At 66.1% G+C, this 14,262-nt stretch carries 13 protein-coding genes; 3 read left to right on the top strand and 10 right to left on the bottom strand.

Translation table 11 applies throughout. The features are described from left to right. Window positions 1–208: 208 nt before the first annotated feature. Complete coding sequence (locus tag BSE24067_RS00680; protein ID WP_151062766.1) at window positions 209–1,294, bottom strand: hypothetical protein; 1,086 nt, start codon at window positions 1,292–1,294, stop codon at window positions 209–211. 271 nt (window positions 1,295–1,565) lie between these two features. On the opposite strand from BSE24067_RS00680, the gene BSE24067_RS00675 reads away from it, so the two are divergent. Beyond that, window positions 1,566–2,807 carry an NAD(P)/FAD-dependent oxidoreductase gene (locus BSE24067_RS00675; RefSeq protein ID WP_151062767.1) on the top strand — a complete coding sequence of 414 codons (1,242 nt, stop codon included), beginning with the start codon at window positions 1,566–1,568 and terminating at the stop codon, window positions 2,805–2,807. A gap of 32 nt (window positions 2,808–2,839) precedes the next feature. Here the strand turns inward: BSE24067_RS00675 and BSE24067_RS00670 are convergent, their stop codons facing one another. The 9 genes from BSE24067_RS00670 to BSE24067_RS00630 form a co-directional block, all read right to left on the bottom strand. Beyond that, window positions 2,840–3,601 (bottom strand): FadR/GntR family transcriptional regulator, encoded by a 762-nt coding sequence (locus tag BSE24067_RS00670; RefSeq protein ID WP_151062768.1) that lies wholly within the window; start codon window positions 3,599–3,601, stop codon window positions 2,840–2,842. Between the two features lie 77 nt (window positions 3,602–3,678). After that, entirely contained in the window at window positions 3,679–4,569 is an 891-nt protein-coding gene (locus tag BSE24067_RS00665; RefSeq protein ID WP_151062769.1) for an L-fucono-1,5-lactonase, read from the bottom strand. A gap of 38 nt (window positions 4,570–4,607) precedes the next feature. After that, window positions 4,608–5,549: an ABC transporter substrate-binding protein gene (locus BSE24067_RS00660; RefSeq protein ID WP_151062770.1), complete on the bottom strand. Its 942-nt coding sequence runs from the start codon at window positions 5,547–5,549 to the stop codon at window positions 4,608–4,610. Window positions 5,550–5,641: 92 nt separating this feature from the next. Continuing rightward, window positions 5,642–6,679, bottom strand: a complete 1,038-nt coding sequence (locus BSE24067_RS00655) for an ABC transporter permease (protein ID WP_151062771.1) — start codon at window positions 6,677–6,679, stop codon at window positions 5,642–5,644. 27 nt (window positions 6,680–6,706) lie between these two features. Beyond that, entirely contained in the window at window positions 6,707–8,254 is a 1,548-nt protein-coding gene (locus BSE24067_RS00650) for a sugar ABC transporter ATP-binding protein (RefSeq protein WP_151062772.1), read from the bottom strand. A 12-nt stretch (window positions 8,255–8,266) separates the two neighbouring features. After that, window positions 8,267–9,043, bottom strand: coding sequence for an SDR family oxidoreductase (locus BSE24067_RS00645; protein ID WP_151062773.1), 777 nt, complete (start codon window positions 9,041–9,043; stop codon window positions 8,267–8,269). Between the two features lie 78 nt (window positions 9,044–9,121). Beyond that, complete coding sequence (locus BSE24067_RS00640; RefSeq protein ID WP_151062774.1) at window positions 9,122–10,399, bottom strand: L-fuconate dehydratase; 1,278 nt, start codon at window positions 10,397–10,399, stop codon at window positions 9,122–9,124. 23 nt (window positions 10,400–10,422) lie between these two features. Beyond that, window positions 10,423–11,265 carry an ureidoglycolate lyase gene (locus tag BSE24067_RS00635; protein WP_151062775.1) on the bottom strand — a complete coding sequence of 281 codons (843 nt, stop codon included), beginning with the start codon at window positions 11,263–11,265 and terminating at the stop codon, window positions 10,423–10,425. Window positions 11,266–11,317: 52 nt separating this feature from the next. Further along, on the bottom strand, window positions 11,318–12,082 hold the full coding sequence (locus BSE24067_RS00630) for an SDR family oxidoreductase (RefSeq protein WP_151062776.1): 765 nt from the start codon (window positions 12,080–12,082) through the stop codon (window positions 11,318–11,320). A gap of 677 nt (window positions 12,083–12,759) precedes the next feature. Between BSE24067_RS00630 and BSE24067_RS00625 the strand changes: the two genes are divergently transcribed. Then, on the top strand, window positions 12,760–13,050 hold the full coding sequence (locus BSE24067_RS00625; protein WP_151062777.1) for a DUF3331 domain-containing protein: 291 nt from the start codon (window positions 12,760–12,762) through the stop codon (window positions 13,048–13,050). A gap of 165 nt (window positions 13,051–13,215) precedes the next feature. After that, the gene (locus BSE24067_RS00620) at window positions 13,216–14,202 is read left to right on the top strand and encodes an oxidoreductase (protein WP_151062778.1); all 987 of its coding nucleotides are present in this window, start codon (window positions 13,216–13,218) and stop codon (window positions 14,200–14,202) included. Window positions 14,203–14,262: the final 60 nt, after the last annotated feature.

The following is a 14,262-nucleotide window of genomic DNA, read 5'->3' as shown; positions in this document are numbered from 1 at the left end:
TTACTGAGGCCAATCGCTGTGTCGGCAGGAGTGGCCGGAAGACGGGACGACCGTCCGTGTCAAACTTCATACGTTCGTCAGCGGCGACCTGAGCCGGTTTCCACCCATACGACGCGCAGCCGACCTACCTTTCCGTTTGATTCGGTTGCAACACCGAACAGGGCCATCGCGCGACATTGGGCCGGCCCGTCCCAGGGGATAGCCTCCCTTACTTCGACTTGCACGATACAGTTCGGAAAACGTACCTATCGCCGTTCTTCAAGGCTTCAGACACACGGTCGTCGCCAATGCGCGTGAATAGCCCCGCGCGATTCTCTCCATGGCATGTGCCCGCTGCGGAATACGTCATCGTGACTAGCACGTGCGAAAACAGCGTCTGAGTTTCAATGCTTCGTATGAGAACCGCGGGCCCCATCGCCAACGGCACGGCCCAGAACACCAAACCCATCGGCGCGAGCATGCCAATTACCTGGCGGAGTCGCTCGGTCCGATCTACCTCCCATCTTTTCAGACCGAACCTCAGTCTCTTCCAGATCACGATCATCCTTTCAACGCCCCCTTTACTGGTTATTCGGGCGTGATTCGCAGTAGCCTGTATGAGCATGCTGCCGATCAGAAAAACAAACTGAAATACAAGGAACACAACGAGTGCGATCCCCGCTCCCTGAACGAGGTACAGTACGAAAAATGCGGAAGAAGCCAGACCTATGAAACTCGAGAAATGTTCGGCAGTTTCATGCGTCAGCGCCAAAACCAGTCGCTCCGCGTCCGAATGCGCAAGCCAAAGTGCGGCGGACGCAACCGCCAGATATGCGCCCTTTCCTAGCATCTTGCTCCACGTCCACCTCGCGATCAGTCGCAACACATGGTAAACGTGGCGCGCAGCTGCGTATGCGAGAAGGAGAAACACGGGTATGGAGAATCGGCCGATCCACATTGCATCCAGCAAAATCCATAGCATTCCGGAAAGCAACAACATCATCGCGACCAAACCATAAGCCACGGTGACATCGGGAGGAAGCTTCGCGATCGGACGTAGATTTCGCATGACTCTGACGGTGCGCCGAATCAGCCACGTTCGAAACGGCCGCAACATGGGTATCCATTCACGCAAGATCGTGAACAGCATCGTTGCTAAAATCGCGCCGACGAGAAATCTGCTCACGAACTTAAATCCGAGGAGCTTCAGCAGGACAAACATCCCGACCAATAGAGCTGCGCTGCGAATGATCGGGGACCGATGCCACGGAACTGCGGCAAGTTCCCGGGCTTTGCGGATATTGTTTTCGGACATAGCGTGTTGAATAGGCCAGTTGGTAAATTGGACGAAGTCGCCCCGCTTTCCAGGTAGTTGAATCGTTCCGAAAGAGAGAAGTACCAATTTGCGCAGCGTCTTCGTATCCGGCTTCGTACGGCCGGCCGCCTAGCGTACAACCCGAACGGTTGTTGCGACAACCTCGCGAAGAAGGATTCAATTCGCGCATCGTGCCGTTCGCGAGTATCCTTCCGAATCATTGGACCGCATGCCTAAGGTCAACCGTCAACCGTTTATTTCGTCTTCCCTCATGGACTTCGACGTAATCGTTCTGGGCGCAGGCATCGTCGGCGTCTCCGCCGCACTGCACCTGCAGGATCGCGGCCGCAAGGTCGCCCTCGTCGACCGCGGCGCACCCGGCGAAGGCACGAGCTTCGGCAACGCGGGGTTGATCGAGCGCTCGTCGATCGAGCCGTATCCGTTCCCGCGCAGCCCGTTCACGCTGATGCGCTACGCGTTGAACCGCTCGACCGATCTTTACTGGCACAGCACGTCGCTACCCGCATTCGCGCCGTGGCTCGCGCGTTTCTGGTGGGAATCCGCGCCGATGCGTCACGCCGCAGCGTCGCGCGACATGCTGCCGCTGATCGAGCGCTGCATCGTCGAGCACGACGCGCTGATCGCGCGCGCCGGCGCGGGTGAACTGGTGCGCGCAAGCGGCTGGATGGAAGCGTTCCGCACGCCGTCCGCGTTCGAGCGCGCGGTCGCCGATGCGGGGCTCACCGCGCGCCGCCACGGGCTCGGCATCACGCCGCTCGATGCCGCCGCGCTCCGCGCACAGGAGCCGAGCCTCGCACCGGGCTTCTGCGGTGCGCTGCACTGGCTCGATCCGAAAAGCGTCGTCGATCCGTCCGCGCTCGTCAAAACCTACGCGCAACTGTTCGTGCAAGGCGGCGGCACACTGCTCACCGGCGACGCCGCAAGCGTCGACGCGCTGTCGCCCGGCTGGCAGGTGATGACCGACGAAGGCGAAATCGCCGCGCCGTCCGTGGTCGTCGCACTCGGCCCGTGGTCGGACACGGTGTTCGGCAAGTTCGGCTACAAGATTCCGCTGCGCGAGAAGCGCGGCTATCACATGCACTACGCGCCGTCCGAACGCGGCACGCCGTCGGCGCCGATCGTCGATCGCGAATACGGGTACGTGATCGCGCCGATGCGGCGCGGCCTGCGGCTGACGACGGGGGTGGAAATCGCACGGCGCGGCGTGCCGCCGACAGGCGTGCAGCTCGATCGCGCGGAACGCATCGCGCGCCCGGTTTTCGGCTTCGGCGAGCGGCTCGATCCGCAACCGTGGCTCGGCTTCCGCCCCTGCACGCCCGACATGCGGCCGGTGATCGGCCCCGCGCCCGCGCATCGCGGGCTGTGGTTTTCGTTCGGCCACAACCATCACGGGCTGACGCTCGGCCCCGTGTCCGGCCGCCTGCTCGCGGAAATGATGACCGGCGAGACACCGTTCACCGACCCGACGCCGTACCGCGCCGACCGCTTCTGAGTCTCGACGCCCGAACGTCCGACCGCCCGCGCTCAGTCGAGCGCGCGGCCGAAGATCGCGATCACCTCGTCGAGATGCCTGGCCATCGCACGACGCGCGGCCTCGGGGTCACGCGCGCGGATCGCGTCGAGGATCGCCCGGTGTTCGAGTTCCGACCGGTGCGGCATGTCGTTCGGCATGTACAGCGACTGCAGCCGCTGGAACATCGGGTCGTACTTGTGCGCGAGCAACTGCTTGATCATCAGCGCGTAAGCCGCGTTGTCGCTCGCTTCCGCGATACGGATATGGAACAGCCGGTCGCCCGGATGCGTGAGCGAACCGCTGCGGTTGTCTTCCTGGTTGCGCAGGAACGCGTCGTGAATCCCTTCGATCTGCGCGTCCGAGCCGTGCGTGGCAGCAAGCGCCGCAGCCTCCGGCTCGATCAGCCGGCGCGCCTGCAGCAGCGCGAACGGCGGAATCTCGGTATCGAGGTCGAGCTCGATGCCGAGCTCCGGATCGATCTCGACGATCGAGAACGGCGCGACCTTCGTGTCGATCCGCGGCGCCGGGGCGGCGGCCGCCTCCGGCTGGCGCACCTTTACGCCGTCGCCGACGCGCACGCTGACGAGCCCGTTCACCTCGAGCGCGATCAGCGCCTCGCGCACCGACGTGCGCGACACGCCGAACCGTTCGGCCAGTTCACGCTCGGGCGGCAGGTAGCTGCCCGGCGGGAAATCGCCGGACTCGATCATCGTGCTGAGCTTGTCGGCGATCTGCTGGTACAGGCGGCGGTTCTGAATCGGCTGGATGGACATACGTTGATACAGGTAAGCGGTTGCGTTGCGGACGGCCTGACGAATGAAGCACGCGGACCGGGCCGTTCGCGCCTATTTTATCTGCCGGGCCCGGCATCGCCCGGCACCGCATAGCAGCGTGCGGCCGTGCCGCCCCACAACGCGTTGCGCTCGGCCGCCGACAACCGCGCTTCGGCCCAACGCTCGACGAGCGATGCCACTTCGTCGTACGACGCCGCAAGCAGGCACACGGGCCAGTCCGAGCCGAACATCAGCCGTTGCGGCCCGAACGCATCGAGCGCCGCGTCGAGGCATTGCTCGATATGGCGGACATCCTGCCCGCGCAGGCCGCGCCGCCAGTCCGTCTCCGTCACGAGCCCCGACAGCTTGCACACGACGTGCGGCAGCGCGCCGAGTTCACGCAGGCCGGCGCGCCAGCGCGCGAACGCCGTTGCGTCGCGATCGAACTCGGCGAGCGCGGGCTTGCCCGCATGATCGAGTACGAGCCAGTGCGCGTCGTGCCGCGAACAGAATGCGTGCACGTCCGGCAACTGACGTTCGAACACGAGCACGTCGTACACGTAGCCGTTTTTCTGCAGCCATGCGACACCGCGATCGAACGCGGGATCCGCGACGAACGCGGCGACGTCGGCTTCGTCCTGCAGCTGATGACGAAAGCCGCGCAGCTTCGGGCTGCGCCATTCGGCGATACGTTCGGCCAGCTCCGGCGCACCGAGATCCTCCCACCCGACCACCGCCGCGATGCGCGCGTCGTCTCGCGCAAGATCGAGCAGGAACGCGGTCTCGTCGCGCCCGCTGCGCGCCTGCACCGCGATCGACGCGCCAAGCGCCTGCGCGTGCATCTGCGGCCACAGCGCGTCGGGCAGGTAATCGCGGGCGAGCACGCCCATCCCGCGGCCGATCCACGGATAGTCGGCCGCGCGGTAACGCCAGAAGTGCTGATGGGAATCGATACGCACTGTGCCCATGGTGTCCTCGTGTTTCGCCGTCGCGCGCCGCATCGCGCTCAGTCGTACAGCACCGCCGCGATCTTCGGGTCGTCGATGTTGGTCTTGTCATACCAGTAGAAGCCGGTATCGATGACCTTCGGCAGCTTGTCGCCCTTGATCGCCTTCACGGCCGCCTCAACCGTCTTGTAGCCGATCCCGATCGGGTTCTGCGTGATCGCGCCGGCCATCAGGCCGCTGCGGATCGCGTCCTTCTGCTGCTTGCCGGAATCGTAGCCGACGATCACGACCTTGCGCTTCATCTCGCGCACGCCGTTGACCACGCCGATCGCCGAACCTTCGTTGGTGCCGAACAAGCCCTTGAGCTTCGGATACGCCTGCAGGATCGACTTCGTCACTTCGGTGGACTTCAGTTGATCGCCTTCGCCGTATTGCACGGTCACGACCCGCACCTTCGGATGCGCGGATTTCATCCGTTCGAGAAAGCCGTCCCTGCGGTCGATGCCGGTGCGGCTCGTCTGGTCGTGCGCGACCACCGCCACCTCGCCTTCGTCGCCGATCAGCGCGGCGAGCTTGTCGGCGGCAAGGGCCGCCGCGGCCTTGTTGTTGGTCGACGCGGTCGTCACCGGGATGTCGCTGTCGACACCCGAGTCGAACGCGATCACGGGGATCTTCTCGGCCTGCGCCTTCTTCAGCAGCGGCAGCGCGGCCTTGCTGTCGAGCGCGGCGAAGCCGAGCGCGGCCGGCTTCTTCGCGATCGCGGCGGACAGCATGTCGATCTGCTTGTCGACCATTGCTTCGGTCTCCGGACCTTCGAACGTCACCTTCACCTTGTAGTCCTTCGCGGCCTGCATCGCGCCGGATTTCACGGCCTGCCAGAACTGATGCTGGAAGCCCTTCGAGATCAGCGGAATATAGCTTTCCTGCGCATGCGCGCCGGCCGTCACGCCGACGGCGAACGTCAGCCCGACGATCGCGTTCAACACCTTGCTCCTGATCACTTCGCGTCTCCTTGGTTGGTATCGACTGAAATGCCGGCCCGGCCGGCGGTGAAGCGCCTGTGTGCCCGTGTTCGTCCGTTCTTGCGCGTGCGTCAGCGGCGGCGCCGGCGCAGGATGTCCACGTAGACGGCGAGGATGATGATCACGCCCGTCACGACGGTCTGCCATTCCTGCGCGACGGACATGATGCGCAGGCCGTTGGTCAGCACGCTCATGATGAACGCGCCGATGATGGTGCCAACGATGCTGCCCGCGCCGCCCGACAACGACGTGCCGCCGATCACGACGGCCGCGATCGCATCGAGCTCGTAGCCCTGCCCGAGCGCCGGCTGCGCGGAGTTCAGCCGCGACGCGATCAGCAGCCCGGCGATTCCGCACACCGCGCCGCTGAACGTGTAGACGGCGATCTTCCATGCATCGACGTTCACGCCGGACAACCGCAACGCCTCCTCGTTGCTGCCGAGCGCGAACGTGTAGCGGCCGAAGATCGTGCGGTTCAGCACGATCGACGCGCCGATCGCGACGAGGAACAGGATCAGCACCGCGTTCGGAATCGGCAGCGCGGGAATCAGGTTGCCGATCAGCGAATCCTGCGCGATCGACGTGAAGCCCGGCGTGTCGTTGAAGTAGATCGGCCGCGTGCCGGAGATCACGAGCGACAGCCCCTTGAGCAGCATCATCATCCCGAGCGTCGCGATGAACGGCGGCACCTTCATCTTCGCGATCACGAAGCCCGACACGCTGCCCGACAGCGCGCCGAAGCCCAGCGCGGCCAGGATCCCGAGCGGCAGCGGCATGCCCCACTTCGTCAGCACGACGCCGGCCATCACCGCGCAGAACGTCATCAGCGTGCCGACCGACAGATCGATGCCCGACGTGATGATCACGTACGTGCAAGCCACCGCGAGCACGCCGTTCACCGCGGTGGCCTGCAGGATAGCGACGAGGTTGTCGACCTCGAGGAAGTTCGACGACGCGAAGCTGAAGAACACGATCAGCAGCACGAGGCTCGCGAACGCGAGCAGCTTCTGCCGCGCGGCGGGGTTGAAGAAGCGGGCGCGCAGGCCCGATGCGCCGGCCGGCGTGTCGCCGGTGGCAAGGGGCGGAACGGGATGCGTATCGTTGGACATGATCGGTAAGCGTCTGAATCGGAACAATCAGGACAATACGGTCGACTCGCGCTGCGTCGCGAGCTGCATGATCTTTTCCTGCGTGGCGTCGGCCGCGCGCAATTCGCCGGTCACGCGCCCTTCGCACATCACGAGAATCCGGTGGCTCATCCGCAGCACCTCGGGCAGCTCGGACGAGATCATCACGATCGCCTTGCCGTCGGCGGCGAGCGCGTCGAGCAGCTTGTAGATCTCGCTTTTCGCGCCGACGTCGATGCCGCGCGTCGGCTCGTCGAAGAACAGGATGTCGCAGTCGCGCAGCAGCCACTTCGCGATCACGATCTTCTGCTGGTTGCCGCCCGACAGCAGCCGCGCGGGCTGCGCGACCGACGGCGTGCGAATCGCCAGCTGCCGCACGTACGCGCGCGCGGTGTCGCGCATCCCGCGCGCATCGACGAACATCCCGCGGCGCACGAAGCGCCGCATGCTGGCCAATGCGATGTTGTTCTGCACGTCCATCCCGACCGCGAGCCCGAAATGCTTGCGGTCCTCGGACAGATAACCGATCCCGTGCCGGACCGCGTCCGCCGGCGTGCGGATCGTCACGGTCTTGCCATGCACGCGGATCTCGCCCGCGTCGACCGGGTCCGCACCGAACACCGCGCGCGCGACCTCGGTACGGCCCGCGCCCATCAGCCCCGCGAAGCCGAGAATCTCGCCGCGCCGCAGCGTGAAGCCGACGTCGCGGATCGCACGGCCGCGCGACAGCCCACGCACTTCGAGCGCGATGGCGTTGTTCGCCGTATCGGGCGGCGCGCGGAACTGCGTATCGAGCTGGCGGCCGACCATCATCGCGATGATCGACTCCATCGACGTGCCGGCCATCGGCACGGTCGCGACGTACTTGCCGTCGCGCATCACCGTCACGCGATCGGCGATCTGCCGCAACTCGTCCATCTTGTGCGAGATGTAGACGATGCCGACGCCGTGCGCGCGCAGGTCGCGGATGATCCGGAACAGCTCGGCGATCTCCGCGTTGTTCAGCGCGGCAGTCGGCTCGTCCATGATGAGCACGCGCGAATCGAACGACAGCGCCTTCGCGATCTCGACCATCTGCTGCTTCGCGACCGTCAGCCGGCCGACCTGCGTACGCGGATCGAGATCGAGCCGCATCCGCGCGAAGATCGCGGCGGCGTCGCGGTTGAGTTTCTCTTCGTCGACGAACACGCCGAAGCGTCCGCGCGGCTCGCGGCCGATGAAGATGTTCTGCGCGACGCTCAGGTGATTCATCAGGTTCAGCTCCTGATGGATGATGCCGATCCCGAGCGCCTGCGCGGCACGCGGATCGGCGATCTCCACCGCACGGCCGTCCATCCGGATCTCGCCCTCGTCCTTCTGATAGACGCCGGCGAGAATCTTCATCAACGTCGATTTGCCGGCGCCGTTCTCGCCCATCAGCGCATGTACTTCGCCGGCGCGCAGGTCGAACCGGCAATCGTCGAGCGCCTGCACGCCGGGAAAGCGCTTGCTGACACCGGTCAGCTCGATCAACGGCGGCGCGGCGGTGTTCGGGCTCTGGTTCGAATCGGGTTGCATGGGTCGCCGTCCTCAGCCGATCGCGCGATCGAGATGCGTATAGCCGCCATCGACGAACAGCCACTGGCCCGTCGTGTGCGACGCGCGCTCCGACAGCAGGAACACGGCCGTGTCCGCAATCTCGCCGGCCGTCGTGAAGCGCTTGCCGAGCGGCACCTTGCCGGCGATTTCCGCGACTTTCGCTTGCGGGTCGTCGAAGCCGGCGATCCAGCTCTGGTAGAGCGGCGTCATCACTTCGGCCGGGATCACCGCGTTCACGCGCACGCCGTCGTTGCGCAATGCGACGGCCCATTCGCGCGTCAGCGCAAGCTGCGCGCCCTTCGACGCGCAATAGCCGCTCGTGTTGCCCTGCCCGGTGACGGCCGTCTTCGACGAGATGTTGACGATCGCGCCGCGCGTCGCTTTCAGATGCGGCACGCAGTAATGCGCCATCACGTAGTAGTGGACCAGGTTCCGCTCCAGCGATGCGACGAACGCGTCGCGGCCGGCGTCGAGCCCGATGCTGTCGTTGATGCCCGCGTTGTTGACGAGCCCGTCGATGCGGCCGAAACGGGCGATGGTCTGCGCGACGCCGTCGCGGCACTGTGCGTCGTCCTGCAGTTCGGCGGTCACGCATGCGGCGCGCGGCTGTTTCTGCGTGAGTTCGCGCCAGAAGCCGTCGTCCGGCGTGTGGCGCGCGAACACCACCGGAATCGCGCCTTCGGCGGCCAGCCGCATCGAGATCGCGGCGCCGATGCCCGACGCGCCGCCGGTCACGATCACGACCTTGTGTTGCAGATTCAGATCCACTTCGCGTCTCCGTCGTTCATGTTGTCGCCGCGCACGGTGCATCGCCGTGCAGCGTGCCGCCGTCGCATGCCGCGTGCTTCAGCCGCGGAACCGGTACTGCTCCAGCGATTCCGGCTTCATCTCGATCGAGAATCCGGGCGCCGTCGGCGGCATGTACGCCGCGCCGCGCACGACGCAGGGTTCGACGAAATGCTCGTGCAGGTGATCGACGTACTCGATCACGCGCCCTTCCTTCGTGCCGGAAACGCACACGTAGTCGATCATCGACAGATGCTGCACGTACTCGCACAGCCCGACGCCGCCCGCATGCGGACACACCGGCAGGCCGTACTTCGCGGCCAGCAGCAACACCGCGAGAATCTCGTTCACGCCGCCGAGCCGGCACGCGTCGATCTGCACGACGTCGATCGCGCCGCGCGCAATGAACTGCTTGAACAGCACGCGGTTCTGGCACATCTCGCCGGTCGCGACCTGCACGGGGCCGATTGCGTCGCGGATCTTGCGATGCCCTTCTACGTCGTCGGGGCTCGTCGGCTCCTCGATGAACCACGGCCTCGCGAACGCGAGCTCGCGCACCCAGTCGATTGCCTCGTCGACTTCCCACACCTGGTTCGCGTCGATCATCAGCTTGCGATCGGGGCCGATCACTTCACGCGCGATCGTCACGCGGCGGATGTCGTCGTCCAGGTTCGCACCGACCTTCAGCTTCACGTATTCGAAACCGGCGTCCACCGCCTCACGGCACAACCTGCGCAGCTTGTCGTCGCTGTAGCCGAGCCAGCCGGCCGACGTCGTGTAGCACGGGTAGCCGTCGCGCTCGAGCGCCGCGATTCGCGCGGCCTTCCCCGGTGCCTGCCGGCGCAGGATGTCGAGCGCTTCGTCCTGCGTCAGGCAGTCGGTCAAATAGCGGAAATCGATCGCGCGCACGAGTTCCTCGGGGCGCATGTCGGCGACGAGCCGCCACAACGGCTTGCCCGCAGCCTTCGCCCACAAGTCCCACACCGCGTTGACGACCGCGCCGGTCGCGAGGTGGATCGCGCCCTTGTCGGGGCCGATCCAGCGCAGCTGGCTGTCCGACGTCACGTGCCGCCAGAAGCGGCCCATGTCCGCACGAATCCAGTCGAGATCGAGGCCGACGACGAGGTGACGCATCGCATCGATCGCCGCGCAGCAGATTTCGTTGCCGCGCCCGATGGTGAACGTGAGCCCGTGACCTTCGAGCCCGTCGTGGTCGGTTTCGAGCACGACGTATGCGGCCGAATAATCGGGGTCCGGATTCATCGCATCGGAACCGTCGAGCTGGCGCGAGGTCGGGAAGCGCACGTCGAGGACGCGCATCGATCGAATGATAGGCATGACGAATCTTCCGTTGAAGGGAATCACGCCTGCACGGTGCGCTGGCGCTGCTCGCCGAGCCCGTCGATGCCGAGCGTGATCACCTGCCCGGCGCGCAGATAGACGGGCGGCTTCTGCCCGAGGCCGACGCCCGGCGGCGTGCCGGTCGAGATGACGTCGCCCGGCTGCAGGCTCATGAAACGGCTCAGGTAGCTGATCAGATACGGCACGCGGAACACCATCGTCGCGGTCGAGCCGTTCTGATAGCGGTGGCCGTCCACCTCGAGCCACAGCCGCAGCGCGTGCGGATCGGGCACTTCGTCCGCCGTGACGAGCCACGGGCCGATCGGGCCGAACGTGTCGTTGCCCTTTCCCTTGTCCCACGTGCCGCCGCGCTCGAGCTGGTATTCGCGTTCCGATACGTCGTTCACCACGCAATAGCCGGCGACGTGCGCCATCGCATCGGCTTCGTCGATATAGCGGCCGCCCTTGCCGATCACGACGCCGAGCTCGACTTCCCAGTCGGTCTTTTCCGATCCGCGCGGAATCTCGACGTCGTCGTTCGGGCCCGAGATCGCGCTCGTCCACTTGCCGAACACGACCGGCTCCTTCGGGACTTCCATGCCCGATTCGGCCGCATGGTCCGAATAGTTAAGGCCGATGCAGATGAACTTGCCGACGCGGCCGACGCACGCGCCGAGCCGCGGCGTGCCGTCGACGAGCGGCAGCGACGACGGATCGATGTCGCGCAGCCGCGCGAGCGACGCGGGCGTCAGCGCGTCGCCGGCGACGTCGTCGATCACGCCCGACAGGTCGCGAATCTTGCGCTGCGCGTCGAGCAGGCCGGGTTTCTCTTGGTGTTTGTCGCCAAATCTCAGCAGTTTCATGTCGTTTAAGCGGAAGCAGGAAGTGAACAGGAGGCGCGGCCGGTGGACAAGGTCAGTTCGACCAGCCGCCATCGATCAGGTGAATCGCGCCGGTGGTGAACGACGATTCGTCCGACGCGAGATACAAAGCGAGTGCGGCGACTTCGTCGGCGGTGCCGATGCGCCCCATCGGCTGACGCGCGACGAACGCCTCGCGCACGGTGTCGATCGACACCTGGCGCGCGCGCGCCTGCTCGGCGATGCGCTGCTCCAGCGACGGCGATTCGATCGTGCCCGGACAGATCGCGTTGCAGCGAATGCGCTGCTCGACGAAATCGGCGGCAACCGACTTCGTCAGGCCGATCACGGCCGCCTTGGTCGTCCCGTAGACGAAGCGGTTCGGCACGCCCTTCACGCTCGACGCGGCCGACGCCATGTTGATGATCGACGCGCCGCCCGCGTCCAGCATCGCGGGCAGCAGCGCACGGATCAGCCGGTACATCGACGTGACGTTCAGGTTCAGCGAGAACGCCCACGCGTCGTCGTCGCAGTCGAGAATCGAGCCGTGGTGCACGAAGCCCGCGCAGTTGAACAGCACGTCGAACGCGCGTTCCTGCGCGGCGAGCGCCGCGATGTCGCGCGCGTCGGTCACGTCGAGCCGCCGCGTGGCGAGCCGGCCGCCGGCACGCTCGGCGTCGGCGGCGAGCTGCGCGAGCGCGGCTTCGTTGATGTCGGTCGCGAGCACGTCGGCCCCCTCGCTTGCGAACCGCAGCGCAGTCGCGCGGCCGATACCCTGCCCGGCCGCCGTCACCAGCGCTCGCTTGCCCTGCAATCTCATGAGCAGTTCTCCCGAAAAGCCGGCCGCCAGTCGGCCGATTGGCACAAAGGACTAAAGGTCCAACCAATCATAGAAACAGAATCCCGATTTGTCACGAACGCGCGATTCAGTGTTTTCCCGATCGACGGAATCGGGCCGGCTGGGACGGGAAGGGTTTCGGCTACGGCCCTTTTCGACCTCCGGCGAGCGGCCGCATCGCCCGCAAAGCCAATATGGGCGGGCATTCCAGCCGGCCGCGCCGCGCTCGCGTCGAGCCGCCGGCCGCCGAAACTGACAAAAAAGTCATCTACGCGTCAGCGTCTGAACGGGATGCGCGCGCGATCATGACATGGCCGGCCCACGCTTTCCGGCTCACCGCACCGCCCGTCGCCGATCCTTGACGGGCACCTCCGTCCCCCGCGGTGCGCCCCGTGCCTGAGCGAGCAGACACGGTGGCGCGGGCCCGTCTTTGCCCCGGACGTTCGCGTCCGGGGCGCTTTTGTCGTTGGCTTTTTCAAGAAAATGCGCGGCGATTGTTTCTAAATCGGCAAAAGGTAATTTGAGCCAGACAGGATGTTTTTTCCGGTCACAGACGCTTACATTTAGCGCACCGCTCATGGAAACCGCTACGGATTCGCCCTCGGGTAGTGACATCCACTGCCACGACCGAAACCGCACGAGCTTTAGGAAACGGCAAAATGAAGGCCTCCAAATCCCTGCCTGCGCTCGATCCCGCCGACGTTCACGTCGAAATCCTCGAACGTTCCGATACGCTGCTCGTCGTCCGCTGGGTCGAACCCGGCCGCTGTCACTACGGCGAACAACGCTGGCGCCGCCGCTTCGCGCAGCGCAGCGGCACCTGCGCGCTGTCGCGCCAGGTGATCCAGCGCGGCGACGAAGTGTTCCGCCCGGCCGAGCGCCCGGCGCCGGCGAACGCTGCGGCGATGATTTCCGCCGCCGAAGTGCTCGCGCTGGCCGGCACCCGGTAACGCCCGCCCGCGGCGCGTCCGGGTAGCGCGCATCATGCGCATGCTCGCCCTAGAAGCGCCGGTCTAATTCCTCCGCTTGTCTGTCCCGCCTGCGCGAATTATCGTTACATCAGTCAATGTAACGATAACGCGTCGTGGCGCCCGGCCACGCCGATGGAGGCAGACATGCATGCATGGAGCGCGCGCCACGTCCCGGCGCAAGGCGGCAAGGTCGCGGTCGTGACTGGCGCCAACAGCGGCCTCGGCTGGCATATCGCGGAAACGCTTGCCGCGAAGGGCGCGACCGTCGTGATGGGCTGCCGCGATGCGACGCGTGCGACGCAAGCCGCCGCTGCGATCCGCCGGTTCCATCCCGCCGCGCGCGTCGAAGTCGAGCCGCTCGACCTCGCCGATCTCGCGTCGATCCAGCGCTTCGCCGCCGACGTGTCCGACCGACACGGACGCGTCGACATCCTCTGCAACAACGCCGGCGTGATGTTCCTGCCGCTGCGCCACACGCGCGACGGCTTCGAAATGCAGTTCGGCACCAACCACCTCGGCCATTTCGCGCTGACCGGCCATCTGCTGCCGGCGCTGCGTGCGGCCCGGCGCGCGCGCGTCGTCACGATGTCGAGCGGCTTCAACCGCGGCGGCCGGATCCGCGTAGACGATCTGCGCGCCGAGCGCCGCTACAACCGGTATCTCGCGTACTGCGACAGCAAGCTCGCGAATCTCGTGTTCGCGATCGAACTGCAGCGCCGCTTCCAGCGCGCGGCGTTCGCGGGCATCAGCGTCGCCGCGCATCCCGGCTACGCGGCAACCAATCTGCAGTTCGCGGGCCCCGCGATGGACGGCTCGCCCGCCCGCGCCGCGCTGATGCGCGCTGCGAACCGGTATCTCGCGCAACCGGCCGACCAGGGTGCGTTGCCGGCGATCCATGCGGCGACGTCGCCCGATCTGACCGGCGGCTCGTATATCGGCCCGTCCGGCTGGTTCGAAGCGCGCGGCCTGCCGGCGGCCGCGCGCGTGCCGCGCGCCGCGCGCGACGTAGCCGTTGCCGCGTTGCTGTGGGAAGCCTCCGAAGCGGCCACCGGCGTGCGTTTCCTGAGTTCGGGCGCACCGGCCGGGAAAGCGCGGGCCAAACCGTTCGACGCCGCGGCCGAGCTGCGCTGAACCGCACGCCACGGCGCTTCGGATTTCCTCATACTTATTGCACTTTCGGAAACGAAAGCC

Origin of the sequence: Burkholderia latens, assembly GCF_902499045.1 — a bacterium.
Taxonomy (GTDB): Bacteria; Pseudomonadota; Gammaproteobacteria; order Burkholderiales; family Burkholderiaceae; genus Burkholderia; species Burkholderia latens.
The sequence above is the reverse complement of the archived record's forward strand: the minus strand, read 5'-3'. Positions and strand labels throughout refer to the sequence as shown.